Genomic DNA, 24,218 nt, shown 5'->3' on the forward strand with positions numbered 1-24,218 from the left:
GTTGGTCACTCAGTTCAATTGAGACTCTAAATTTGTTTGCGTCATCTAGCGAACTAGAATCTGCTGTTAGAACTCAATCTGTACGAGTGCCCACACAGATGATTGCTTTATATTGTTAAAGAACGTTGCGACGTTGTCGCTAGGGATGCGTATAATACATCCTTAATTTTTCGAGTCAACACTTAATTTCAAACTTTCTTTCGACAATTTGAAACCGAAGTTTCACTTAACTCTCTGCTACGTTGTTCAGCGTCTTTCGTTGCTGCCCGCCGTGTCAGTGGGGTCGCATTATAGGGAGATGGATTTTTTACGCAAGCACTTTTTTCAATAAAATTTAAAAAAATGTACTGTTCGCTCAGCTTTTGAACTAAACACCCTGAAACTGGGTGTTTTACAATCAAATTAGTGGCCTTTTGATGTATTTCTTTACTTCGCTGTTACACTAGACTGAGCGCATTTTTAAAATTTAAGGTGAATTTATGACTATCCGTTCTTATAAAGGGATCACTCCGACATTCGATAATAGTGTTTATATTGATGAGTCATCAGTTTTAGTAGGTGATATTTCGCTTGGCAAGGATTCAAGTGTTTGGCCTCTTGTTGCTGCGCGTGGTGATGTTAACTATATCCGTATTGGTGAGCGTACGAACATTCAAGACGGCAGTGTTTTACATTTAACTCGTGCCTCTAAGTCAAATCCAGATGGTTACCCTCTTATAATTGGAGATGATGTCACTGTTGGCCATAAAGTCATGCTACACGGCTGCCAACTTGGTAATCGTATTCTTGTGGGGATGGGTGCAATAGTGATGGACAATGCAATTGTTGAAGATGATGTGATCATTGGTGGTGGTTCATTGGTCCCACCTAATAAGCGTTTAGAGTCAGGTTACTTATATGTAGGTAGTCCGGTTAAACAGGCCCGCCCTTTAACAGAACAAGAGCGCGCCTTTTTAAAAATTTCTGCTGACAATTATGTTCAGCTTAAAGATGAATACTTAGCTGAGGGCTAAAACACCTCGGTTAATTCAATTTGTCCTGCCGAGTTATACTGTTCATCTTCGATCAGTTTCTCGGCGAGCTCTTCGTAATCGAAACGATAAGATTCAAAGTAATTAACTGCGCTGCTTTGGGCGGCAAAATCATACTTGCTGGTATCAATAATACACTCCACCATCAAGCCACTTACTTGAGCAAAGAACACCAACTGCTTTTCATCGGGCTTAAATTCAAGTCGGTCGATAAATTGGATAGCTTGATTCACGCAATTTCTCCTGCTTTAAGCGCGTTCACAATGGGAAGAATTTCTGGCATTTTATTGCGCCATACAAAATAAGCTTGTGCAGCTTGGCCAACCAGCATGCCACAACCATCGAGTGTTAAACATGTTGGGTTAATCGACTTAACCCATCTAATGAATGCCGTATCATCATTCGCGTAAAACATATCGTATGCGCACTGACACTTTGTAACGTGCTGCTGTGCTATACCTGGCAAGTCTCCAGTTACACTACTTGATGTAGAATTGATAACCACATTATAGTTACTTGCTGGGATATCATTTAAACCACAACCTTGCACATCTATCTCCCCCTTAAAATGACTTGCAAGTGCTTGCGCTTTTTCAACGGTACGGTTGGCTATTGTTAAGCTTTCGATTTGTTCATTCAATAATGGTTGAATGACACCTCTCGCCGCACCACCCGCTCCAATAAGAAGTACTCGCTGACCTTTTAAAGTGACATTATTGGCTAAAAGGTCTTTAACCAGCCCTACACCATCGGTGTTATCACCGAGTAAGCGGCCATCTTCGAGTTGTTTAATGGTATTAACGGCCTCGGCTATTTTTGCTTGTTCTGTTAGTTCATCTACCATGGCAAAAGCCTGCTCTTTAAATGGCAAAGTGACATTAGCCCCTTTACCACCAGCAGCGAAAAACCCAGTGACAGTTTTTTCAAATGCATCTGTTGGTGCTAAAATGGCGCTGTATTCGATTTGCTCGTTTAATGATGCAGCAAATTGTGCGTGTATTGCGGGTGATTTCGAATGTTTGATTGGATTTCCAAAAACCGCGTATTTGTCCATAGTGAAGCAACCTCTTCGCCCTGTAGAGCTTTATTAATATTATGATTAAACGACTTTTTTCTAGATCGAAACCAATGCCTGAAACGCCTACCCCAGAAAAAACACCTTATGAAATTATTGGTGGTGAAGCAGGAGCTCGAGCAATTGCAAATCGATTTTACGACATAATGGCCACTGATGAATACGCCAAACCATTATATGATATGCATCCTCAGCCTTTAGATAGAATTCGCCAAGTATTCTTTGAGTTTTTATCTGGCTGGCTGGGCGGCCCCGACCTATTTGTTGAAAAATATGGTCACCCGATGCTAAGAAAGCGTCACATGCCTTTCCCTATTGATCAAGACTTACGTGACCAATGGATGCATTGTATGAATAAAACGCTCGATATCGAAATTGATAACCCACTACTTCGCGAAGGGTTAAGACAATCTTTATCGCAACTCGCCAGCCATATGATCAATCAAAACTAACTAAGCTTTGCGCTATATCAATGTACGCTTTTTTTAAATAAAGATAATAAATTTTCCTTAATTTAGAAAAAGCGTCGTCGCATGAAATCAATCCAATTTAAAATTTATGCCCTGTTGGCACTGACAGGCGTATTGGTATTATTTGCCAGTATATTCAGCAGCGCCCAGCAACAACATGAATTAGCGCAAGATACCGTTGAAAGTAACATAAAACTGCTTGCCGATAATTACTTTGATTCTATTAACACCATGATGCTAACTGGCACTATGGCTAATCGTGAAATTCTGAGTACTAAATTAAGAAGCCACCCTAATATTGAAGATGCCCATATCATACGTAGTCCAATCGTTAATAAAATTTATGGGTCAGGAAATGCCAACCAGGTTGCGACTAACGATACTGAGCGAAAAGCACTGACAGGTACTGAAGCATTATTTATTGATAATCAAAATAGCACGATGACCTATCTGAAGCCTATGTTTGCTCGCAGTGATTATAAAGGCACTAATTGCTTAGGCTGCCATCAAGCGCAGGAAGGTGATGTATTAGGAGTAGTAAAAATTAGTTATTCGTTGGCTGATATTGAGCAAGAAGTATCACAAAACACCTTAATGAATACACTGCTATTAACTGCTATTTTCATTTCTGCATTTTCACTGCTGGCAGTGATGTTTAGAAAAGTATTTATTAAACGCTTGAAAGTCATTAGTCATACTATGCACTTAGCAACCACCAATAAAGATTTAAGCCTCACTGTAGACGACAGCAATAATGACGAACTGAGCTCACTTGCCACCAGCTTTAATCACATGATTGGCGCCTTTAAGGATAATATTGCGCAGGTTTCCCACTCTTCTAAGGTATTGATCCATTCAGCCGAAAGCATTTATGCCTCAGCAGATGCCACGGAACAGGCTATCTTAAAGCAAAAGCAAGGAACAGACTCTGTCGCTGCCGCCATCAATGAACTCGAAAGTTCATCAAGCGAAGTTAAAAACACCACGCATTTTGCTTCTGAGAAATCAGAACACAGTAACCAACTTGCACAGCAAAGCTTGCATGTTGCAGAACACACTGAGCAAAGTATCAATCAACTTGCGGCTGATGTTAGAGCGGCCGCCGAGCAAGTAACTCAATTACAAACCCAAACGTTAGACGTTGGTAAAGTACTTGAGGTGATCAGTAGTATTGCTGAACAAACTAACTTACTTGCGCTCAATGCGGCTATTGAAGCCGCCCGTGCTGGAGAAGCTGGTCGAGGATTTGCCGTTGTGGCCGATGAAGTGCGCACTTTGGCAACCCGCACCCATGACTCAACCGACGAAATTCGCCGCACTATAGACAAATTACAAAGTGAAGCGGCACACACCGTTAATACTATGAATAACTCTTGTGAAGAAGCAGACGAGCGTGCAGTCCAAGTTAAGCAAGTAGCTAAAGCATTACGTGATATTTCTTCACAAATGAGTGAGATAAATCAGCTTAACGTGCAAATTGCTGATGCCACTGAACAGCAAAATTTGGCGGCTGAAGAAATTAACCAAAGCGTTATAGCAATTAGTGATAATGCCGAGCACTCATTAGTCGATGCGCATGAAAACCAAAAAGTCAGTGAAGAGCTGTTGTCGTTAGCACGTTCACTGGATGAGCAAGTAAGGCGCTTTAAATTAAGCTAAATTGCACGTTTTTTATGCAACTGCTAGAGTTGTTATGAGTATTTCATAGTAAATAAGGATGTTTAAATGAAATTTATAACAACTCTTTTAGTCTGCATTGGTATTAGTGCGGCGCTACTATTGACCTATCAGTACAGCGTGAATGATTCCGCTAATCAAATAAGCACTATTAATGAATATATTTATCATGACGATATTCAGCAAATTGCTCAATCACTTCTCAGCCAAGGTAAAACGTCACAAAGCGATAAGCTTGAACAAAGTATTGTTGATGGTTTTGATAAGCTTATTCAGCACCCTGAATATTTTGAAGTGAAACTTGATTTCTATGCCTGTGATATCAGTCAGTGCTTAACACAGGTTAGCGCACCTATTGATACAACATCTGATCAGCTAGAGATATTAAAAGCAGAAGTGCTATTTAGTGTATTGGCAGAGCTGCCTAACAGTGACAGTGTTGCCACCCTAGTTGAGGGTGACAACATAATGTTGATTAGAGTGGTTTCAATACTTGATTAAAGCTGCCACTGGCGTGCAACTAGATCAGATTCTTTGCTATTTAACCAGTCTTGAGGGCGTAAATAGTACTGATACAGCTTAGCCTCTGGGCTGTCTGCAGCTGGTACATAGTTATATTCCCAACGTGCTAGTGGTGGCATCGACATTAAGATAGACTCAGTGCGTCCACCTGTTTGTAAGCCAAATAATGTTCCGCGGTCCCAAACAAGATTAAACTCAACATAACGACCACGACGATACAATTGGAAGTCGCGTTGTTGCTCAGCTATTGGCGTGTCTTTACGGCGCTCAATAATAGGTAGGTAAGCATCTAAATAACCATTTCCTACCGCCTGCATGAAAGCAAAGCTTTGTTCAAAGCCAAGCTCATTTAAATCATCAAAAAATAAGCCACCAACACCACGTGTTTCGTCGCGGTGTTTTAAATAAAAGTAATCATCACACCAGTTTTTATATTTGTCGTAAACCTCTGCACCAAATGGCTGGCATAAATCGCTTGCCACCTGATGCCAATGTTGTACATCTTCAAATACAGGGTAAAAAGGCGTTAAATCAAAACCGCCACCAAACCACCAAATTGGCTCTTCGCCTTCTTTTTCGGCAATAAAGAAACGCACGTTGGCATGGCTAGTTGGAATATGTGGGTTATTAGGATGGATCACTAATGACACACCGCATGCATGAAAGCTACGACCAGCGAGCTCTGGACGATGCGCTGTTGCTGATGCTGGCATTGAAGCACCAAACACATGCGAGTAATTCACCCCACCCTGTTCAATGACATTGCCACCTTGGATAACACGAGTACGGCCACCGCCGCCTTCTGCACGTTGCCAATTATCTTCAACAAACTTTGCTTTGCCGTCGGCACTTTCAAGGCCCTGACAAATTGTATCTTGCAAGGCCATTAAATAGGTTTTAACTTGTTCGAGTAGCTCGCTTTGCATGTTTATCCTCTAAATACTTTTCCGGTCGCTGCGTCTTTGATCACACTTGGTTGGCTGTTGCCACCTAACGGCTCATCAACATAAAAATCTACCGTATCAGCAAATTCGCTTTTCGCTTGTGCGATAGTCATTACCGTTTCTTGACCAGTTAAGTTTGCACTTGTTGAAACCAAAGGCTTACCAAATTGCTGACACAAAGCTTTTACCGTCGGATGATCAGTAACACGCACAGCAATAGTATCAAACTGACCTGTTAACCACTTTGGCGTTTCTTTTGCAGCTGGCATCACCCAAGTGATAGCTCCTGGCCATTGTGAAAAGATATCAGCACGTTTATCCATTGGGATTTTGGCATCATCTACATACTTTAATAACTGGCCATAATTGTCAGCAATTAAAATTAAGCCTTTTTCTACAGGGCGTTGTTTGATGGCTAAAAGCTTTTCAACCGCAGCTTGGTTATCAGGATCGCAACCAAGACCAAAAACAGCTTCGGTTGGATAAACAATCACGCCACCTTGCTGCAAAGCATCAATTGCATTGGTTGGTTGTGCAACAGGATCAGACAAAGAAACTCTCCTAAAAAACGAATTACAAGTACATTAAGACTCGACTAACTTATGCATACACGACTTCTGAGGGCATTGTAACACAACACCTGAAGCTGTTTTCTTTTCGGTCATAATTGGCCAATGACAGGCCGGACACTCGGTCGCCACGGGTTTATAATTAAGTGTATATTTACAACGCGGATAGCTATCACAAGAATAAAAGGTTTTGCCAAACTTATTACTACGCGCAACCAGCTGACCTTTTTTGCATTTAGGGCAAGTAGGTAATTTAGGGGCATCGTCAGGCTCTTCATCATGAGCAATATAATGGCATTCTGGGTAACCAGTACAACCGATAAACATGCCATAACGGCCATTTTTAATTACCAATGGTTTGCCACACTCAGGACAGGCACTGTCTTCGAGAACTTTTATTTGTTGGCTATCATGATGTGCTAAAGAACGGATGTAGTCACACTTGGGGTAACTGGCACAGCCTAAAAATGGGCCTGACTTTGAGTTGCGCATAACCAATTCAGAACCGCATTTAGGGCAAACCTCATACTCTTTTTCGAGTGCATGTTTATCTGCAGAAAAAAGAGAATGGTCGATTTTACTCATAAGATTCCTTTGGGGTTGGCTAATTTTCGCCTAATATACCCAAACTCAACAAAGATACAAGCAAAGTCGAACTAATGTAATACATCCGCTGGTTCGTCAAATATTAAGTCTTCCATTTGCGCGTAAGCTTGCTCTGAGCCCGGCACATTAAATAACACCATAAGGACCACCCACTTTAGATCTTCCAAAGAAATATACGGTTTATCCAAAGCACACAGTCTGTCTATAACCATTTCACGAGTTACGGTGTTAATTACACCAATTTGCTCGATAAACATTAAAAAACCACGACACTCAACACTCAGCATTTGGCATTCACTATCGGTGTAAATACGCATGGCATGTTGTGGCTGGGCATTAAGGTATGGATAGATGTCGCTTTGTTGCAAATCAGCCAGTTGCTCTAACCAATCAAGGGCTTTGTAGATTTCAGGTTTATTGAAGCCAGCACGAACTAACTCATCGGTAAGCTCATTCTCTTCAGTAAAGATTTCAGCTTCACTATGGATATAGTTTTCAAAAAGATACATGAGGATGTCAAACATGTTTATGTCCTCCTAGTCTTATATAACCATCGAGTACTCGTTCGATTTTATCTGCGAGCTCTAAGTCGAGTAACCGAGCTTGTACTTCGTTTACTGGTAATTGGCTTCGCTGTGTTATTTGATCAACACTTGTAACCTCATACCCTATACTTTTGAACACTGGGCAGTCGGGTTCATCTGCAATAGGCTGTTCTATACTATATAGACTGTTTTCACAGAAAAAGCTCACTTCATCAAGAATATCACTAATATTTTCTGTCAATTTAGCGCCTTGCTTAATTAAAAAATGACTTGCTTCTGAAAGTGGACTTTTTATCGAGCCTGGCACTGCAAACACCTCTTTATTCTGCTCAAGCGCATAGCGTACCGTTACCAGTGAGCCACTTTTAATTTGCGCCTCAACAATCAGTACTCCTAATGACAACCCAGAGATAATACGGTTTCGGCGCGGAAAGTTCGCTGCATTAGCAGCCGTGCCAGGTAGGAATTCAGAAACCAACAAGCCCCGCTCTGCAACTTGTTTGATAAGTAAGCTATGGCGTCTTGGATAAGCAATATCGATACCCGTGCCAAGTACAGCTATGGTATTGCCTGAGCCCGCTAATGCGCCTTTATGAGCAGCGCCATCAATCCCCATAGCCATACCTGATGTAACTGTCATTCCAACAGAACAAAGTTGATGGGCAAACTCGGCGGCTACTTCAATTCCTGTAGGTGTTGCATTACGGCTACCAACAATAGCTATTTGCGGTGACAGTAATAGTTCCGTGTTACCTAAACAAAACAATAATATAGGAGCGCTGGCTATTTGCTTGAGTAACGGCGGATAGCTGTCATCAAAATAACTAATGACCTTGATTTGCAGCTTAGCTATCTGCGCTTGATAGTGTGCAACTAACTGCCAGTCAGTATTAACTAAATTATCGGCTTGGCTCTTTGATAAGCCGAGCTGCTGCAGCTCTGAGGTAGTTAATGTAAATAACTCTCCCAGCGGCTGTTTTTGACTTAATGCAAGAAGGCTTTTGATCCCAAGCCCTTTACATAAATAAAAGGCAAGCCAATGGGATAGCTTGCCTGAAACCTGTGCCATGCTCCCTCCTTAGAGCGCCCAATTTGTGAGTTAGTTTATAACTGCATAATCTCCAACTCGGATCGGATGCTGATTTTTCACTATCAGTGCATAGCTAACGTTGTCATATACCTTAAACACCATTAGCTCACCGACTTTTTCCTTTGGCATATGCCATACATTACTGTCTTCATCACTTTCAATACCGAAAAGCTCATTTGCATCAGTCATGAACTTCTCTAGGCTGTTAGAATCTTCGCGGTAACGCGGACCATTGCGACCGTCATACACTTCTGGTGATTGACGTTGAATATCAAGTACAAAACCTGGCTTCACTTGGTCAGCACCTAAGTTTAGTACAACAATATCCATGGTACTAAATTCACGCATTTCATTAGCTGCGGCGATAATAGTGCCATCTAAAGCAACTTCTGGGCGCTTCATAGTGAAATAGGCAGGCATCATTTGACCTTCCATTGCTGGCATTAAGAAGTCATTAGGCTTGATCTCTTGTTTTACCAACTCAACCTTGACAGAGGCAGGTACACCGTTTTCCGCATCACCGCTTCTAAATGCTCGAACAATCGCCACAAGCTCCGCTTTGTTCGCCAGTACTTCATTTGTATTTGGATCGACAAGGTCATTACCTTTACGGTATACACCATAAGCCTCGTTTAGTGTTAAATCACCTTTAACGTAAAGAGTGTGACCAATAGTGTTCATTTTGGTATTAACGCTGGCACCTAAAATATACGGCTTTTGTGCAATAATATCGGCGCTAATTGCTTGCTCATAAGTCAAATATGGGCGTAACAACTCCAAAGGCAACGTTGGCACAGCTTGCTTACCCTTTGGTGTAATTCGCCCTTCAGGAGAGAGCTTTTTATAACGCGGATTTTTAACTAAACGTGGATTTCCGTCTTTATCGTAAATTAAACTGAGCGCATCACCCGGGTATATTAAATGCGGATTCGCGATTTGCGGGTTCATCTGCCACAAATCAGGCCATTGCCAAGGCTGGTCAAGATACACGCCAGAGATATCCCAAAGCGTGTCACCTTTTTTTACAACATATTGTTTTGGCGCATCTTTTTTAATTGTTAAGACATCAGCAGCTACCGAAAAAGCACAGCTAAAGGCTAACAAAGCCGCAACTAGTGGGTATCTCATTTGGCTTCCTTGAGTTGTTTTTAGATTATTATCGACCAAAACCTGTTAAAGGTGAACACGAATGGCTAAAATAAGAGCATACAATACCCTAAATGAATCACAAGTGTAAAAGGTAACTATGGCTAGGTTAGAAGTTTTGAGATTTCCGGATGAGCGTTTGCGTACAATCGCGAAAGAAGTACCAGAAGTAAACGATGAAGTTCGTCAAATCGTCAAAGACATGCTTGAAACTATGTATGACGAAAACGGTATCGGCTTAGCAGCAACGCAAGTAGATATCCACCAGCGAATTGTGGTGATCGACGTATCTGAAGAGCGCGACCAACCGTTAGTATTAATCAACCCAGAAATCACTAAGAAAGATGGCTCAACAGTCAGTGAAGAAGGCTGTTTATCAGTCCCTTATTCATACGCAAAAGTTGACCGCGCAGAAACTGTTACTGTTAAAGCGCTTAATGAAAATGGTGAAGAATTCAGCTTAGACGCTGACGAGCTATTAGCGATTTGTATTCAGCATGAGCTTGATCACCTTAAAGGCACTCTTTTTATTGATTATCTATCGCCTTTAAAGCGCCAACGTATCCGTAAAAAGCTTGAAAAAGAAGCTAAGCTGGCTGCTAAATCATAAGTTCATCAATAGGAATATCTGTGACACAACCATTACGCATTATTTTTGCTGGTACGCCGGACTTCGCTGCGCGCCATTTACAAGCACTGATTGACTCAGAGCACGACGTTGTTGGTGTTTATAGCCAACCAGATCGCCCTGCGGGCCGAGGTAAAAAGCTAAAAGCCAGTGAAGTTAAAGAGCTAGCACTTGCCCATGACTTACCTGTATTTCAACCGCAATCACTAAAATCTGATGAAGCGCTTGCAGAACTTACAAGCCTAAACGCAGATATCATGATTGTGGTGGCATACGGCTTATTATTACCAAAAGCTATTTTAGATGCTCCGCGCTTAGGGTGCTTAAATGTGCATGGTTCTATTTTACCTCGCTGGCGTGGTGCAGCGCCTATTCAGCGTGCTATTTGGGCTGGCGACCGTGAAACAGGTGTAACAATAATGCAAATGGATGAAGGCTTAGATACAGGCGACATGCTGCATATCAGCCGCTGTCCGATTGATAGCACAGAAACCAGTAGCTCTTTATACAATAAACTAGCTGCGCTAGGTCCTGATGCACTGATTAGTACTATTAATCGCCTTGCTGCAGGTGAAATCACGCCAGAAAAGCAAGATGACACGCAAGCAAATTACGCGAAAAAGTTATCTAAAGATGAAGCCAATATTGATTGGTCAATGGATGCTGAGCAAATTGAGCGTAATATCCGAGCCTTTAACCCATGGCCTGTTTGCTTTACCGAAATGGCAGGACAAACAGTAAAAATTTGGCAGGCAGAAGTTGTATCGCAAAGTGCGCAAGCAGGTGAAATCATTGCTGCTGATAAGCAAGGTATCTTAGTCGCCTGTGGGCAAGGTGCACTTAAAATCACCCTTCTCCAACCACAAGGTAAAAAACCAATGGCTGTTAGTGACTTTCTAAATGGTCGCAGTGATTGGGTTGAACCTGGCTCAGTATTAGGTCAAAGCAATGAGTAATGTAAGAGCACTTGCTGCTGAAACCCTCTACAACGTAGTCGATAAAGGTGCATCACTTAATCAAGAACTACCTTTTGCAAGCCAAGGATTATCACCTAAAGATAAAGCCCTGCTGCAACAGATTTGTTACGGTGTGCTGCGCTATTTACCTAGCCTAGAAAATTATTGCCAGCAACTTTTAGATCAACCGCTAAAAGGCAAGCGCCGTATTTTTCAATTCTTGTTGTATGTGGGTATTTACCAACTTCAACACATGCGTGTACCGCCTCATGCGGCAATCAGCGAAACGGTTAATGCGCTTCAGCAAATGCGCGCTCTTGGTTTAAAAGGCCTGATTAACGCTATTTTACGCAGTTTCCAACGTGAACAAGCTGAGCTTGAAGAAAAAGCACAGCAAATTCCTGTTTGCAAATTTAACCACCCAGGTTGGTTTATCAAACAAGTAACCGCTGCCTATCCTGATAATTGGCAAGAAATCCTTGAGGCGAATCAGCTTCAAGCTCCTATGTGGTTACGAGTAAATCAAGCGCAATACAGCACCCAAGAATACAGTGAGATGCTTAAAGCGAATGATATTGAGCATACCCTCAATGCGAATTTTCCTGATGGTATTAAGCTAGCAAAACCTTGTGATGTATACGCATTACCAGAGTTTGATACTGGCGCCTGCTCAGTACAAGATGCCGCGGCACAATTAGCTGCGCGTTTCCTAGCACCAGAAAATGATGATGTCATTTTAGATGCATGTGCAGCGCCAGGTGGTAAAACGTGCCATATTCTAGAGCTTGCTGATGCCGACGTATTAGCACTTGATAGCGACAGCGAACGCCTAGAACGCGTTAAACAAAACTTAGTGCGTATTGGCTTAACTGCTGATCTACAATGTGCAGATGCATCACAGCCACATATTTGGTGGGATGAACAGCAATTCGACCGTATTTTGCTTGATGTGCCCTGCTCAGCAACGGGCGTAATCCGTCGCCACCCTGATATAAAATGGCTACGTCGTGCATCTGATATTGAAGACCTCGCTAATTTACAAGGCGATATACTAAATAGTATCTGGCCTCTACTTAAGCCTGGTGGTACGTTAGTTTATGCAACCTGCTCTGTATTACCGCAAGAGAACCAACAACAAGTTGCTAAGTTCCTTGCCAATAATCAAAGTGCTGAACACATACCTTTGCATGAAAACGACACCCCTACTTTACCTGGCCTACAATTACTGCCTGGTGAAAGTGATGGTTTCTACTACGCAAAGCTAGTTAAAAAACACTAATAAGAACAAGCTATGAAAATAATCATACTCGGTGCCGGACAAGTTGGTGGCACATTGGCAGAAAACCTCGTCGGTGAGCAAAATGAGATAACCGTTGTCGATATCGACGGTAACCGTTTGCGAGAGTTACAAGATAAGTATGACTTACAAGGTGTTACTGGCCACAGTGCTCATCCCGATGTATTGCGTCGTGCAGGTGCCGAAGACGCCGATATGATTATTGCCGTAACCAGTTCTGACGAAGTGAACATGGTTGCTTGCCAAGTGGCCTATAGTATTTTTAATACACCAACCAAAATTGCCCGTATTCGCTCAGAGCAATACTTAAAGTATCGTGAGAAGCTATTCCATAACGATGACTTACCTGTTGATCACTACATTGCTCCTGAAGCGTTGGTGACTAAATATATTCGTCGCTTAATCGATTATCCGGGTGCTTTACAAGTATTACAATTCGCTGATGGCATGTTATCGCTGGTTGCGGTGAAAGCGTATTACGGTGGCTTGCTGGTTGGTTATGCACTTTCGGCCTTGAAAGAACATATTCCGAATGTCGAAACCCGTGTAGCGGCTATTTATCGTCAAGGTAAAGCTATAAAGCCGCTTGGCACAACCGTTATTGAAGCTGACGATGAAGTATTCTTTATCGCAGCAACCAAGCACATTCGAGCAGTAATGAATGAACTTCAAAAACTCGAACGTTCATACAAAAAGATCATGATTGCCGGTGGTGGTAATATCGGTGCGGGTCTTGCTCGTTCACTTGAGAAGAACCACAGCGTTAAACTGCTTGAGCGCAATAAAGAGCGTGCTGCGCAGCTATCTGAAATGCTTGATAACACCGTGGTGTTTTGTGGCGATGCCTCTGATCAAGAGCTGTTATCTGAAGAACATATTGAACAAGTTGATGTATTCATCGCAGTCACTAACGACGATGAAGCAAACATTATGTCTGCGATGCTGGCAAAGCGTATGGGCGCACAAAAGACCATGGTGCTTATTCAGCGTGGCGCTTATGTTGATTTAGTTCAAGGTGGTGAGATTGATATTGCTATATCGCCCCAACAAGCAACAATCTCGGCGCTATTAACACATGTTCGCCGTGGTGACATTGTTAATGTTTATTCGTTACGTAAAGGTGCAGCAGAAGCAATTGAAGCTGTCGCTCATGGTGATGAGCATACTTCTAAAGTTGTTGGCCGAGCAATTGCAGATATCAAGCTACCAGCAGGAACAACTATTGGTGCTATTGTGCGTAACGATGATGTACTGATTGCCCATGACGATACCGTTATTCAGTCTGGTGACCACGTAATCATGTTTTTGATTGATAAAAAGCATATTACGGTTGTTGAAAAGCTGTTTCAGGTAAGTGCGATCTTCTTGTAAACGAGAGCTTATAAACGAAAAAAGCAGCCATAACGGCTGCTTTACGACTCTTGAAGTGAAAGTACCTAACTTTTCAAAAAGATTCTATTGAATCTGTGCGAACTCTTCTTTCGAAAGCTCGCCATTACCATCGCTATCTAGCTTTGGAAATAACTTTTCAAGCTGCATATTTGCAGACGCTTCTTCTTTACTGATCACGCCATCACCGTCGGTGTCAAAAGTTGCAAAGCTTACACCTTGTGCAAAAGCTGCCGATGATGTTGCTAGTGCTAAAATTGCGATTGTTGTGCTTAACTGTTTCATAATAATTACCTTAAAATTTGAAAAGAGTGAAATCCGTTTCTGAGATCCTTGTTTAGTGGAAACTGGTTTATTACGAGTTAATTACGTTACTCTGCTTCTGAAAATTCTGCTTCAGTAAGAACACCGTCACCATTCACGTCTAAGGTTTTAAACTGCGACATAATTTTTGCATCAACGGCCGCTTCACTTTTACTGATCACGCCGTTACCGTCTACGTCTAAGGTGTCAAAGTCAGTTGCTGCAAAAGCCGCTGAAGAAGATGCAAGTGCGATTAAAGCTAATGTTTTGTTTACTGTTTTCATAATGATATTCCTTCAATATTAAGAGTGTTAGCTGATCGCACTTCCAGTGTTGTCCTCTTTCATGGATTCCCTTATCCACTTAGGCTGTCTTTGGCAGCTCAGAACTAATCAGCTAGATAAACTGGTTTTGCTTAATCACATTAAGCTTTAGAAAATTCTTGTTTCGATAACTCACCGTTACCGTCAGTGTCTAATTCACTGAATTTGCTCATTAGCTCTGCATCAACAGACGCTTCGCTTTGGCTGATAACACCGTTGCCGTCAACATCTAGGGTATCGAAATCACTCATTGCAAATGCTGCTGATGAAGATACAAGTGCCATAAGTGCTAATGTTTTATTTACTGTGTTCATAATGTCATTCCTTCAAAGTGTGTAGTCTTGAGTTAGGAAGTCCTTTTCAATGTGTCCTTACAATGAAATTAAGCTTTAGAGTACTCTTGTTTAGACAGCTCACCATTGCCGTCTGTATCAAGCTCTTTAAATTGGCTCATTAACGTTTCGCTTACTGATGCTTCGCTTTTGCTGATAGCGCCATCGCCATTCACATCGAGTGTGTCAAAATCAGCGGCAAACGCTGCTGATGAGGTTGCAAGAGCTACAAGTGCTAAAGTTTTGTGTAACGTTTTCATAATCACTATTCCTTCAATGTTGTCTCAACTGTGATAGAGGAAATTTTCCTGAATCAGTTTTTCTCTGTGTTCGCTTAGACTATTTCAACTTCAATGCCAAAGTTAAAAAGAATAATAAAATCAGTATCTTGAATTGAAATTTCGAGAATTTATGATGAATAGAGCGATTTATTTGTTGCTGTTTTGCAACAGGCTCAGTGATTGGTTTTACGCTCCCTTTAAAATCAATAAGTTATAAAGATTAAAATGGAGACAATAACGATTAACTCGGATTAGAAAACAAAAAAATGAGGTGTTCGAAAATAAACTCTATCTGAACAACGAAATTTAAAGAAAAAAATCGAAATTAATTTAACTCATAACACATTGATTTTATTGATTGTTTGAATTTATTTATAAATTAATTTTGATATTTATAGGGTTAAATCGGGGAAAATAGCCATTTTGTTGCAAAATGGCGAATTGGTAGCCGGAATTAGCTGTCTAATACCGAAAGGTCAATTAAGTGCTCTTTCATAAACGCTTTCATCTCATCTTCACTTGTATCAAGCTGCACACCCAGCATAAAACCACCCGCTCTTTTGCGAACGCTACATACTGTGCCACTAAACTCTCGTTTACTGAGTGTGATTTGACAGCTTTGTCCTTTAAAAGCGGTTAAGTCGTTACTGCTATTAATATCAAACTGCACGCCCGTAAGTGAAATATCTTTAATAAGTCCCGCCAGTGTTTGCTCTGCAATCACTAAGTTTGCAGGGAATAACGTAGGAATACGCGCTTCACTACGCAAGCTATAAAGCTGTACTTGCTGAGGAAAGTCGAGAAAAATTAAGCGATGTGGATGCGATGCCAAGGCGTTTATTTGCTGACGAAAAGCAATCACTTGCCCACCTCCCGCTTCAAGTACGGCGCGTATAACGACCATTACACCGTCTTTAATGACATCACTACTATTCGCTAAACGCTTTGCTGATGGATAGTTAAGAATGATGTACTGATCATTCATCAAACCAATAAATTCTGTTTTTACCCGTTTACTGTCGGTTGGTGTGGTAATTTCAACATCCACCAAGCTACCTGCAGGGATACAGGTTAGTTTCTCAAGATTGCGTTGTTTTTGAGTTTTTGGCACAGTAATGCCTCCACTTCTTGATAATCACCTTGCTTTGGTTAGCCTCGCCAGAAGGTAGGCGTAAACAGTACTAGTAGGGTGAATATTTCTAAACGACCAAATACCATTGCAATAGTAAGTAGCCATTTTGCCGTATCTGAAATCGCCCCGTAATGAGCAGCGACTTCACCTAAACCTGGGCCTAAGTTATTTAAGCAAGCAGCTGTAGCAGAGAATGCACTGATGTTATCCATACCAGTGCCCATCAGCGCCAACATGATAATGACAAACACCAAAGCATACGCAGAGAAGAACCCCCAAACCGCTTCGACAACTTTATCTGGCAGTGCCTTTCGGCCTAATTTAATTGAGTAGATAGCACGAGGATGCACAAGGCGGTTAAGCTCTCGAATGCCTTGCAAGTATAACAAGAACACGCGAACTACTTTCATACCGCCACCGGTAGAACCTGCACAGCCGCCAATAAAGCTTGAAAAGATAAGTAAAATTGGTAAGAACAGTGGCCATGCCGAAAAGTTATCGGTCGCAAAGCCTGCTGTTGTACTCATTGACACAGCTTGAAACATGGCTTGATCAAGAGTCTCATCACCATCCGCATAAATATTATTTGATGACAACACTGTAAAGCAGACAATTACCAATGCTAATTGAATCAATAAAAACACTTTAAATTCCGGGTCTCGTAAATAGGCCCGAATGCTGCGTGACGATACCGCCGCATAGTGAAGCGAGAAGTTAATTGCCGCAATAAGCAAAAACACCACACAAATAAAATTAATTACAGGGCTATCGAACTGCCCCATTGATGCGTCATAAGTAGAAAATCCACCAATCGCGATAGTAGAGAAGGCATGACAAATTGCATCAAACCAATCCATTCCTGCAGCCCAATATGCCAGCGTACAAGCAATGGTAAGCGACACATAGATATACCAAAGATGCTTTGCCGTATCAGCAATACGCGGCGTCATTTTCGAGTCTTTAACCGGACCCGGTGTTTCTGCACGGTATAGCTGCATGCCACCGACGCCTAGCATAGGCAGGACCGCCACCGCGAGTACGATGATCCCCATACCACCTAACCATTGTAATTGTTGGCGGTAAAATAGGACTGATTTAGGTAGGTATTCAATGCCTGTAAGTACGGTGGCCCCTGTGGTTGTTAGCCCTGAGAAAGCTTCAAATACAGAGTCCGCTAGCGAAAGATTAGGTTCTTGTAAGAACACTAAAGGTACCGCTGCGAAGGTGCCTAGTACCAACCAGAACAATACGACAATCAGGAAGCCTTCACGAGCTTTTAAATCACCATGCTCATGGCGGTTTGGATAATAAGCCGCTAAACCAATCACTACACTAAAAATGAAAGCGAGAACAAATGGCACACCACCACCGTCTTTGTAGATCAAAGACACGAGTGCCGGTGGCACCATAGTGATACTAAATAACGCCACCAGCTGGCCGAGAATTTTTATTATGGTACGAAATTGCATCTAGGCGTATCGCTTTCTTATTAATTGTTTAGCTAATACAGTTTATTGTCTTACAGCCTTAATTGTAAGTAAACGCAATGTATTATTTTTAGATTTCAAACTTTTCTGACTTTTAGGCTAACTGCACCGTGAGTCAGTTCATGAATATCATCAACCGCTTGCTCCGCCTGACGACTATCGATTTCGATTTGCCAAGTGATGTTTTCTGCAAACTGTTTTTCGATATGAAGCACCTGATACTGATTTTTTAATAGCTGCTCTATAGCCCCTTGTACGCTGTAATCACTTTGGCCTATCAGCTCAACACTAGGTACTTTGGTAATAGTTTTAAGCTCACGCATCGCATTATTTAAACTACCACCGTAGGCGCGCACAAGCCCACCAGTACCGAGCTTAATGCCACCGAAATAACGGGTTACAACCGCTGTAATTTCACCAATACCAGATCCAGTTAGTACATTTAGCATTGGCTTGCCGGCAGTGCCATTAGGCTCCCCATCATCCGAAAAGCCATATACATGGCTACCACCGGGGTTCCCTGCAACATGCGCCCAGCAATTATGACGAGCATCGCTGTATTTATCTTGAATCTCTTTGATAAAGGCTTTTGCTGCCGCAAGATCTGGGGTGTGGGCAATATGCACAATAAAGGTGCTTTTTTTGATTTCTTCTTGGTAAAAAACCGGCTCAGCCGGATATTGGTATTCAGACATAATTGCTTATCTAAAAAAATGGGGCCTAATGGCCCCGATATTCACTAACCTAAATCGTTAATCTAAGTGTAGATCACGGGTCATGTTTTCTAGGCTATCTTCATGAACGATGATGTTATCTTCAATACGGATACCACCGAATGGCTTAAGCGCTTCAACTTTTTCCCAGTTTATGAACTGCTTGTTGTCTGTTTGCGCAAGGTCACCTAATAATGAGTCGATAAAGTATAAACCAGGTTCAATAGTAAATACTTGGTTCTTTTCAATTAATCGAGTACAACGAAGGAATGGATGACCTTCTGGCGGAGCTTGGTGTGCACCAGTATCATCAGCCATAAAGCCACCCATATCGTGTACTTGTAAGCCAAGGTGATGACCAAGACCATGCGGGAAGAAAGTAGAAGTAATACCACGTTCAACAATTTCAGCTGCTGGTAATTTCACAATATTAAAGTCGCTTAGCACTTGCGCTACACGCTGGTGGCAATCTAAATGCAATTCACCATATAACAAGCCAGGCTTTAATGCTTTACCTAAAGCAATTTGATGCTCTGTCATTACTTTAATTAAATCGCTAAATACACCCGACTTTTTAAAGTCATAAGTACGCGTGATATCAGCCGCATAGCCATTAAAGTTCGCACCAGCATCAATAAGAAAAGAATGATGTGAATGCGGCGCTTTAGGCTCAAAATGCGTGTAGTGTAAAATTGCACAGTTTTCATTTAGCGCAACGATATTACCGTAAGGCATTTCGTTTTCACTCTGACGCGTTGCCATGAGGTAAGCTTGCTGAATATCAAACTCTGAACCACCAGCAAAAAAAGTATCACGTGCAGCTTTGTGGCCATCTACCGCGATTCGGTTAGCTTGACGTAAACACTCAAGCTCGTACTGGGTTTTATAAGCGCGATGAAAGTGTAGGTAATTCATTACTGGCTCTGGGTTCATAATGCTAAAGCCCAGCGCTTGTGCTACTTCTAGGTATTCACCGATATAGGCAAATTTTTCTTTATCATAAGGAAGCAGCTTTTCGACCTGATCTGGCTGTACTAATAATTCAATATCAAAATACTCAGCCCAAAAATCACGCGGTTCGTCAGGCACTTTATGCCAAAAGTCCACAGGACGATAAAAAATCAGTTTTGGCTTAGATGCACCATCAACCACAATCCAGCAATGTGGGTTGTCGATTACTGGTAACCAAGCTTTAAATTGCGGATTCACCTTAAACGGATAATACATGTCATCTAAAAACTGACGTTTAGCCTGACCTGAGTGAATTACTAACCCTTCTAAACCTTCACGCTCTGTGATTGTACGAGTGCGTTGTTGCAAGGTTGCAATATGTTCGGCGTATAACACCGCTAATTTATCCATAGTAAACCCATCTTTAGTAAATTTAACTTGTTAGCAGTCTAACATAGCCAGCACTATCCCCCAACTGAGGGAGGATAGTGTGACACATCTTGTTTAACCACCCATCGACATATCTAGGATCGGTGCCAATACATTGCCGTCACGACCTAATCGAGTGTGATAAACCTGTCTGTAGGCAAACACATTCTTAACGTAGTTTCGTGTTTCGGTATAAGGAATTAACTCTATCCACAGTTCAGCTGGCATTGCTTGCTCTGGGATCCAGCGTTTAATGCGATGATAACCTGCATTGTAAGAAGCCGTAGCAAGGATTTCATTGCCATGATTTTTCTTTTTCAAATACTGCAAATATTCACTACCTAGACGTATATTAGTACGAGGCTGATATAACTGCCTGCGTGACACTGTACTCTTATTCATATACTTAGCAGTACTTGGTAACAACTGCATCAAACCATGAGCATTGGCATGAGAGCGTGCATCTGGCGCAAAAGAGCTTTCTCGACGCGAGATAGCAATACTCCAAGCAACATCGATATGGCTGCGGTTGCTATAAGTGGCAAACACATCTTTAAACGCAAATGGGAAACGTAAATCGACATAGTCCCACTCTTTTATTTGCGCCAAGGTATAAATAGTGCTGTCGTACCAATCTAGCTCAGCAGCAAGTAAAGACGCAGCAAGCTTTTCTTCTTTAGTAGATGTATCCGTTAAATAATTCCATTCACGACGCGCAGATGTATAACGCTCAAGCTCATACAAGGCGCGAGCTCGCTTAAAACCAGGGGCATTTGCCACTTCAAGCTTAAGCTTATTACTAATATTGATATCTTTGTTATTTAAACTAACCGGAATACCCAAGCGTGCAGATGCTAAAAAGCCGTAATAATCACGCTCTTTAGCCACCGTTTGCCAAATTTCACGAGCTCGCTCGACGTCACCACGTTGATTTAAGCTATATGCCAACCAATATTGTTGACCCAAACTCAGGTTTTCTTTACCCGTGAAAAACGCCACAATGCCAGACCAATCTTGTCTCTCTAGCATGTTCCCTAGCTGCCATTGCATTAGTTTACGAGTTTGGCGCTCTTTAGGTACTTTGTTTAACCAAAAGCGTGCTTGTTGATGACCGCTCGAGGCAAGCGAAAGCGCAAAGCTGTAGTAAACATCGGCTTTTTGCTCGTCGGTGTAATCGAACATAGCTTCGAGCTTTTCCCAAGCTCGTAATGCCAAATCTTTATCTCGCCATACTAAGCGCTTAACCCCATAGAGTGCAATTTGCCCTTCTTTAGTCGACTTTTTCTTGTAGCGATAAAGACCCGCAGCAGCACTTGGGTCTCTTCGTACCTTTAAATATAAATCAGCTAAATATTGATCAGCCCGAGGCAATAATGTTTTTAAGTAAGGAATTAAGCTTGATGAGCCCCCTTCAGCAGCCAGACTAATACGCTGCCAAACTCGCTCTTGGGTTTGGTAACCCTTTTTCTTCCACAGCGAGAATAATCCATCACACTCTTTTGGCTGTGACTCCCCAACAACCCATAAATCAGTAACTTGGTTCATTATGGCTTTTTCAGGTGCCCCCAAGTCCAATTGAAAGCTTAAGTAAGGGCACGTTAATTCGTTATTGCTCGTTTCGCGATAATTTCGAATATATGCAGCTTTCTTGTTGTACTTTTTTAAGTAATTAAGCCATGCCTTTCGTACAGGCCATTCTAGTGGCGTGTTTTGATAAATATTAAGATAGTTCTCTATTTCCGTTTGGTGTTTAAGGCTTGGGTTGCGTTGCCAATATGCCTTTTCGACATAAGGTTTCAACGGATGATCAAGTCCATTTGCTGCCTCTTTCATGTCTTGATAATCACCGTAACGCGCCTTTTTTTCTGCTTTTAAAAAAGCGTCATGTTTATCGTTGGCTTCAGCTGCAAAAAAAGGAAAAAGTAATGCGGCAGCTGTCCAACCAAGGAGTTGTTTTTTCATGATGACCTTTAACAAAAATTAAAGAATTAATAACAAAAAACTTCTGCTACACCTTAGCACCAAACCAGCTATATTTTAACCAATCGCGATAAAGCGCAGTAAATTTTTCGTTGCATTTTCATTTTAAAGCAAGCACACTGATTGAAATGCAAACTCATCGTACCAGTCTTAGTTAATAAACTAGGGAGAATAATAATGTTATATAAAAGCGATTCATTTGAAGTTGCTTTCATCAAGGACAACATCGCCGAGTTTAAGTTCTGTGCAGACGGCTCAGTAAATAAACTTTCGCAGCAAACCTTGCAAGATTGCGCTTTAGCATTAAAAGAATTGGCAACAAACTCAGATATCAAAGGCATGGTGTTCACCAGCGATAAAGATCATTTCATTATCGGTGCCGATATTTTCGAATTTTTACCTACTTTCACTAAACCTCAAGAAGAACTAGTTGCATGGATCAAAAATGCAACTGATGTTTTTGACGCAATTGAAGATTTACCTTTCCCAACCCTAAGTGCGGTAAACGGCATGGCGCTTGGTGGTGGATGTGAGTGGGCACTTGCTACCGATTATCGCGTTGCAAGCTCTAACGCTAAAATTGGCCTACCAGAAGTTAAATTAGGCATTATGCCTGGTTTTGGTGGCACAGTTCGCCTGCCACGCCTTATTGGCGCTGATAATGCGATGACATGGATCACTACAGGTAAAGAAAACCGTGCTGCTGATGCCCTAAAAGTAGGTGCGTTTGACGCGGTAGTTAGTGCTGACAAACTTTTAGAGTCAAGTATTGCAACACTTGAGCAAGCAATTGCTGGCAAGCTAGATTGGCAAGCAAAACGACAAGTAAAATTACAGCCACTGAAAATGAACCGTGTTGAGCAAGGTATGAGCTTTGCTATGGCAGAAGGTATGGTAATGGGTCAGACAAAAGGTCATTACCCAGCACCTGTTATGGCTGTAAAAACAATCAAAGCTGCTGCAAACTGTGAACGCGCTGAAGCAATGGCTATTGAAAACGCTAACTTTGCTAAACTTGCAGCAACAAGCGAAGCTGCCGCGCAAACCGGTATTTTCTTAGCTGACCAATACATTAAAGGTAAAGCGAAGAAGCAAGCTAAACACAGTGGGCTTGAGATCAAACAAGCAGCTGTATTAGGTGCAGGTATTATGGGTGGCGGTATTGCTTACCAGTCTGCTTATAAAGGCACACCTATTATCATGAAAGACATCAACCAAGATGCACTTGATTTAGGTATGGGCGAAGCATCTAAGCTACTAGGTAAGAAAGTACAACGTGGCCATATGGCGATGGATAAGATGGTTGCCACCTTAGGCAAGATCAAACCAACGTTAAATGATGCAGACCTACAAAGTGCTGATATCGTTGTTGAAGCCGTGGTTGAAAACCCTAAAGTGAAGCAAGCTGTTCTTGCGGGTCTTGAAAAAGACTTACCAGCAGGCACTATCCTAACTTCAAATACGTCAACTATTCGTATTGACGAGTTAGCATCTGCACTTGAAAAACCAGAAAACTTCTGTGGTATGCACTTCTTTAACCCTGTGCCGAAAATGCCATTAGTAGAAATCATCCGTGGTGAAAAAACTTCAGAAGCAACAATTAATGCAGTTGTTGATTACGCATTAAAACTTGGTAAATCACCTATCGTTGTAAACGACTGCCCTGGTTTCTTTGTTAACCGCGTACTATTCCCTTACTTTGCAGGTTTCAGCAAACTTGTTGTTGAAGGTGCTGACTTCACTAAAGTTGATAAAGTAATGGAAAATGTATTTGGTTGGCCAATGGGTCCTGCATATCTACTTGATGTTGTAGGTATCGATACAGCTTACCACTGTACTGGTGTAATGGCTGACGGCTTCCCTGAGCGTATGGCTCGCCAAGATAAAGACCCTGTTACTGTATTTGCAAACGAAAAACGCTTTGGTCAGAAAAATGGTGCTGGTTTCTACCAATACGCGCCGGACCGTCGTGGTCGCCTGAAAAAAGCAAAAGATGCAACAGCAACTGAGCTACTAAGTGCTATCACTGATGCACCTAAAGATTTCGACAAACAAGAAATCATTGACCGTTGTATGATTCCTATGATCAACGAAGTACTACTTTGTTTACAAGAAGGTATCGTAGCGTCACCACAAGAAGCTGACATGGCGCTAATTTACGGCATTGGTTTCCCTCCATTTAGAGGCGGTGCATTCCGTTACTTAGATCAAACTGGTTTAGCGAACTTTGTTGCAACAGCAGACAAGTACGCTCACTTAGGTGCGATTTACCAAGTATCAGATGAAACTCGCAAGTGGGCCGAAGAAGGCCGTGTATTCTATAAGGTGGAAGGATAAGAAAC

26 protein-coding genes are annotated in these 24,218 nt (G+C 41.8%); 9 read left to right on the forward strand and 17 right to left on the reverse strand.

What is annotated here, in order from left to right; all coding sequences use genetic code 11:
• Window positions 1-479 precede the first annotated feature (479 nt).
• Window positions 480-1,013, forward strand: a complete 534-nt coding sequence (locus tag J3455_RS18955; protein WP_130050099.1) for a gamma carbonic anhydrase family protein — start codon at window positions 480-482, stop codon at window positions 1,011-1,013.
• On the opposite strand, the gene J3455_RS18960 is transcribed toward J3455_RS18955, so the two are convergent.
• Both J3455_RS18960 and aroE read right to left on the reverse strand, forming a co-directional pair.
• Window positions 1,010-1,264: a DUF1488 family protein gene (locus J3455_RS18960; protein ID WP_167659046.1), complete on the reverse strand. Its 255-nt coding sequence runs from the start codon at window positions 1,262-1,264 to the stop codon at window positions 1,010-1,012. The two genes, J3455_RS18955 and J3455_RS18960, sit on opposite strands and share 4 nt — an antisense overlap.
• Window positions 1,261-2,085, reverse strand: a complete 825-nt coding sequence (aroE, locus tag J3455_RS18965; RefSeq protein WP_178926446.1) for a shikimate dehydrogenase — start codon at window positions 2,083-2,085, stop codon at window positions 1,261-1,263. Before aroE ends, J3455_RS18960 begins: the two co-directional genes overlap by 4 nt.
• A gap of 41 nt (window positions 2,086-2,126) precedes the next feature.
• On the opposite strand from aroE, the gene J3455_RS18970 reads away from it, so the two are divergent.
• From J3455_RS18970 to J3455_RS18980, 3 genes are all read left to right on the forward strand, one after another.
• Window positions 2,127-2,558, forward strand: coding sequence for a group II truncated hemoglobin (locus tag J3455_RS18970; protein ID WP_349562174.1), 432 nt, complete (start codon window positions 2,127-2,129; stop codon window positions 2,556-2,558).
• A gap of 81 nt (window positions 2,559-2,639) precedes the next feature.
• The gene (locus J3455_RS18975) at window positions 2,640-4,235 is read left to right on the forward strand and encodes a methyl-accepting chemotaxis protein (protein WP_349562175.1); all 1,596 of its coding nucleotides are present in this window, start codon (window positions 2,640-2,642) and stop codon (window positions 4,233-4,235) included.
• Window positions 4,236-4,301: 66 nt separating this feature from the next.
• On the forward strand, window positions 4,302-4,754 hold the full coding sequence (locus J3455_RS18980) for a hypothetical protein (RefSeq protein ID WP_130050104.1): 453 nt from the start codon (window positions 4,302-4,304) through the stop codon (window positions 4,752-4,754).
• Here the strand turns inward: J3455_RS18980 and hemF are convergent.
• The 6 genes from hemF to J3455_RS19010 all read right to left on the reverse strand — a co-directional run bounded on the left by hemF (window position 4,751) and on the right by J3455_RS19010 (window position 9,657).
• On the reverse strand, window positions 4,751-5,701 hold the full coding sequence (hemF, locus tag J3455_RS18985) for an oxygen-dependent coproporphyrinogen oxidase (protein ID WP_349562176.1): 951 nt from the start codon (window positions 5,699-5,701) through the stop codon (window positions 4,751-4,753). The genes J3455_RS18980 and hemF overlap by 4 nt on opposite strands.
• A 2-nt stretch (window positions 5,702-5,703) precedes the next feature.
• Entirely contained in the window at window positions 5,704-6,270 is a 567-nt protein-coding gene (gene tsaC / locus J3455_RS18990; protein WP_130050106.1) for an L-threonylcarbamoyladenylate synthase type 1 TsaC, read from the reverse strand.
• Between the two features lie 33 nt (window positions 6,271-6,303).
• On the reverse strand, window positions 6,304-6,873 hold the full coding sequence (locus J3455_RS18995) for a DNA topoisomerase family protein (RefSeq protein ID WP_178926444.1): 570 nt from the start codon (window positions 6,871-6,873) through the stop codon (window positions 6,304-6,306).
• A gap of 71 nt (window positions 6,874-6,944) precedes the next feature.
• On the reverse strand, window positions 6,945-7,418 hold the full coding sequence (locus J3455_RS19000; protein ID WP_130050108.1) for a DUF494 family protein: 474 nt from the start codon (window positions 7,416-7,418) through the stop codon (window positions 6,945-6,947).
• Window positions 7,411-8,508, reverse strand: coding sequence for a DNA-processing protein DprA (dprA, locus tag J3455_RS19005; protein ID WP_239977895.1), 1,098 nt, complete (start codon window positions 8,506-8,508; stop codon window positions 7,411-7,413). The genes J3455_RS19000 and dprA overlap by 8 nt, the downstream gene beginning before the upstream one ends.
• Window positions 8,509-8,538: 30 nt before the next feature.
• Window positions 8,539-9,657 carry a LysM peptidoglycan-binding domain-containing protein gene (locus J3455_RS19010; RefSeq protein ID WP_167659039.1) on the reverse strand — a complete coding sequence of 373 codons (1,119 nt, stop codon included), beginning with the start codon at window positions 9,655-9,657 and terminating at the stop codon, window positions 8,539-8,541.
• A 118-nt stretch (window positions 9,658-9,775) separates the two neighbouring features.
• Between J3455_RS19010 and def the strand changes: the two genes are divergently transcribed.
• From def to trkA, 4 genes are read left to right on the forward strand one after another with little or no spacing between them, the layout of a single operon-like run.
• Window positions 9,776-10,285, forward strand: coding sequence for a peptide deformylase (gene def, locus J3455_RS19015; RefSeq protein ID WP_054554770.1), 510 nt, complete (start codon window positions 9,776-9,778; stop codon window positions 10,283-10,285).
• A gap of 20 nt (window positions 10,286-10,305) precedes the next feature.
• Window positions 10,306-11,259 carry a methionyl-tRNA formyltransferase gene (gene fmt / locus J3455_RS19020; protein ID WP_130050111.1) on the forward strand — a complete coding sequence of 318 codons (954 nt, stop codon included), beginning with the start codon at window positions 10,306-10,308 and terminating at the stop codon, window positions 11,257-11,259.
• Window positions 11,252-12,538 carry a 16S rRNA (cytosine(967)-C(5))-methyltransferase RsmB gene (gene rsmB, locus J3455_RS19025; RefSeq protein ID WP_348708717.1) on the forward strand — a complete coding sequence of 429 codons (1,287 nt, stop codon included), beginning with the start codon at window positions 11,252-11,254 and terminating at the stop codon, window positions 12,536-12,538. The genes fmt and rsmB overlap by 8 nt, the downstream gene beginning before the upstream one ends.
• 12 nt (window positions 12,539-12,550) lie before the next feature.
• The gene (gene trkA, locus J3455_RS19030; protein ID WP_054563775.1) at window positions 12,551-13,927 is read left to right on the forward strand and encodes a Trk system potassium transporter TrkA; all 1,377 of its coding nucleotides are present in this window, start codon (window positions 12,551-12,553) and stop codon (window positions 13,925-13,927) included.
• A gap of 84 nt (window positions 13,928-14,011) precedes the next feature.
• On the opposite strand, the gene J3455_RS19035 is transcribed toward trkA, so the two are convergent.
• From J3455_RS19035 to J3455_RS19075, 9 genes are all read right to left on the reverse strand, one after another.
• On the reverse strand, window positions 14,012-14,230 hold the full coding sequence (locus tag J3455_RS19035) for an EF-hand domain-containing protein (protein WP_167659037.1): 219 nt from the start codon (window positions 14,228-14,230) through the stop codon (window positions 14,012-14,014).
• A gap of 86 nt (window positions 14,231-14,316) precedes the next feature.
• Window positions 14,317-14,532, reverse strand: a complete 216-nt coding sequence (locus J3455_RS19040; RefSeq protein WP_130050114.1) for an EF-hand domain-containing protein — start codon at window positions 14,530-14,532, stop codon at window positions 14,317-14,319.
• Between the two features lie 140 nt (window positions 14,533-14,672).
• A complete protein-coding gene (locus J3455_RS19045; RefSeq protein ID WP_054554776.1) occupies window positions 14,673-14,885 on the reverse strand; it encodes an EF-hand domain-containing protein in 213 nt (70 codons plus the stop codon).
• A 68-nt stretch (window positions 14,886-14,953) separates the two neighbouring features.
• Window positions 14,954-15,163: an EF-hand domain-containing protein gene (locus tag J3455_RS19050; protein WP_054563772.1), complete on the reverse strand. Its 210-nt coding sequence runs from the start codon at window positions 15,161-15,163 to the stop codon at window positions 14,954-14,956.
• Between the two features lie 475 nt (window positions 15,164-15,638).
• On the reverse strand, window positions 15,639-16,295 hold the full coding sequence (locus J3455_RS19055) for a flagellar brake domain-containing protein (RefSeq protein ID WP_130050115.1): 657 nt from the start codon (window positions 16,293-16,295) through the stop codon (window positions 15,639-15,641).
• A gap of 38 nt (window positions 16,296-16,333) precedes the next feature.
• Window positions 16,334-17,785: a TrkH family potassium uptake protein gene (locus J3455_RS19060; RefSeq protein WP_130050116.1), complete on the reverse strand. Its 1,452-nt coding sequence runs from the start codon at window positions 17,783-17,785 to the stop codon at window positions 16,334-16,336.
• 95 nt (window positions 17,786-17,880) lie between these two features.
• Window positions 17,881-18,498, reverse strand: a complete 618-nt coding sequence (locus J3455_RS19065) for a YigZ family protein (RefSeq protein ID WP_130050117.1) — start codon at window positions 18,496-18,498, stop codon at window positions 17,881-17,883.
• Window positions 18,499-18,555: 57 nt separating this feature from the next.
• Complete coding sequence (gene pepQ, locus J3455_RS19070; RefSeq protein ID WP_349562177.1) at window positions 18,556-19,878, reverse strand: Xaa-Pro dipeptidase; 1,323 nt, start codon at window positions 19,876-19,878, stop codon at window positions 18,556-18,558.
• Between the two features lie 93 nt (window positions 19,879-19,971).
• A complete protein-coding gene (locus tag J3455_RS19075; RefSeq protein WP_130050119.1) occupies window positions 19,972-21,858 on the reverse strand; it encodes a transglycosylase SLT domain-containing protein in 1,887 nt (628 codons plus the stop codon).
• 195 nt (window positions 21,859-22,053) lie between these two features.
• Here J3455_RS19075 and fadB point away from each other — a divergent pair, with 195 nt between their 5' ends.
• Complete coding sequence (gene fadB / locus J3455_RS19080; protein WP_130050120.1) at window positions 22,054-24,213, forward strand: fatty acid oxidation complex subunit alpha FadB; 2,160 nt, start codon at window positions 22,054-22,056, stop codon at window positions 24,211-24,213.
• Window positions 24,214-24,218: the final 5 nt, after the last annotated feature.

Origin of the sequence: Pseudoalteromonas sp. NFXS39, from assembly GCF_040148775.1 — a bacterium.
In the GTDB taxonomy this organism is placed as follows: Bacteria; Pseudomonadota; Gammaproteobacteria; order Enterobacterales; family Alteromonadaceae; genus Pseudoalteromonas; species Pseudoalteromonas apostichopi.

What these genes read in the sequence shown, in the direction of transcription:
- J3455_RS19010 (WP_167659039.1), bottom strand. Translation starts at nt 9,657, where the DNA reads ATGAGATACCCACTAGTTGCGGCTTTGTTAGCCTTTAGCTGTGCTTTT.
- J3455_RS18970 (WP_349562174.1), top strand. Translation starts at nt 2,127, where the DNA reads ATGATTAAACGACTTTTTTCTAGATCGAAACCAATGCCTGAAACGCCT.
- J3455_RS18955 (WP_130050099.1), top strand. Translation starts at nt 480, where the DNA reads ATGACTATCCGTTCTTATAAAGGGATCACTCCGACATTCGATAATAGT.
- J3455_RS19050 (WP_054563772.1), bottom strand. Translation starts at nt 15,163, where the DNA reads ATGAAAACGTTACACAAAACTTTAGCACTTGTAGCTCTTGCAACCTCA.
- J3455_RS19000 (WP_130050108.1), bottom strand. Translation starts at nt 7,418, where the DNA reads ATGTTTGACATCCTCATGTATCTTTTTGAAAACTATATCCATAGTGAA.
- aroE (WP_178926446.1), bottom strand. Translation starts at nt 2,085, where the DNA reads ATGGACAAATACGCGGTTTTTGGAAATCCAATCAAACATTCGAAATCA.
- rsmB (WP_348708717.1), top strand. Translation starts at nt 11,252, where the DNA reads ATGAGTAATGTAAGAGCACTTGCTGCTGAAACCCTCTACAACGTAGTC.
- J3455_RS18980 (WP_130050104.1), top strand. Translation starts at nt 4,302, where the DNA reads ATGAAATTTATAACAACTCTTTTAGTCTGCATTGGTATTAGTGCGGCG.
- J3455_RS19060 (WP_130050116.1), bottom strand. Translation starts at nt 17,785, where the DNA reads ATGCAATTTCGTACCATAATAAAAATTCTCGGCCAGCTGGTGGCGTTA.
- J3455_RS19035 (WP_167659037.1), bottom strand. Translation starts at nt 14,230, where the DNA reads ATGAAACAGTTAAGCACAACAATCGCAATTTTAGCACTAGCAACATCA.
- J3455_RS18995 (WP_178926444.1), bottom strand. Translation starts at nt 6,873, where the DNA reads ATGAGTAAAATCGACCATTCTCTTTTTTCTGCAGATAAACATGCACTC.
- hemF (WP_349562176.1), bottom strand. Translation starts at nt 5,701, where the DNA reads ATGCAAAGCGAGCTACTCGAACAAGTTAAAACCTATTTAATGGCCTTG.
- fadB (WP_130050120.1), top strand. Translation starts at nt 22,054, where the DNA reads ATGTTATATAAAAGCGATTCATTTGAAGTTGCTTTCATCAAGGACAAC.
- def (WP_054554770.1), top strand. Translation starts at nt 9,776, where the DNA reads ATGGCTAGGTTAGAAGTTTTGAGATTTCCGGATGAGCGTTTGCGTACA.
- J3455_RS19045 (WP_054554776.1), bottom strand. Translation starts at nt 14,885, where the DNA reads ATGAACACAGTAAATAAAACATTAGCACTTATGGCACTTGTATCTTCA.
- pepQ (WP_349562177.1), bottom strand. Translation starts at nt 19,878, where the DNA reads ATGGATAAATTAGCGGTGTTATACGCCGAACATATTGCAACCTTGCAA.
- dprA (WP_239977895.1), bottom strand. Translation starts at nt 8,508, where the DNA reads ATGGCACAGGTTTCAGGCAAGCTATCCCATTGGCTTGCCTTTTATTTA.
- trkA (WP_054563775.1), top strand. Translation starts at nt 12,551, where the DNA reads ATGAAAATAATCATACTCGGTGCCGGACAAGTTGGTGGCACATTGGCA.
- J3455_RS19040 (WP_130050114.1), bottom strand. Translation starts at nt 14,532, where the DNA reads ATGAAAACAGTAAACAAAACATTAGCTTTAATCGCACTTGCATCTTCT.
- J3455_RS19065 (WP_130050117.1), bottom strand. Translation starts at nt 18,498, where the DNA reads ATGTCTGAATACCAATATCCGGCTGAGCCGGTTTTTTACCAAGAAGAA.
- J3455_RS19075 (WP_130050119.1), bottom strand. Translation starts at nt 21,858, where the DNA reads ATGAAAAAACAACTCCTTGGTTGGACAGCTGCCGCATTACTTTTTCCT.
- J3455_RS18975 (WP_349562175.1), top strand. Translation starts at nt 2,640, where the DNA reads ATGAAATCAATCCAATTTAAAATTTATGCCCTGTTGGCACTGACAGGC.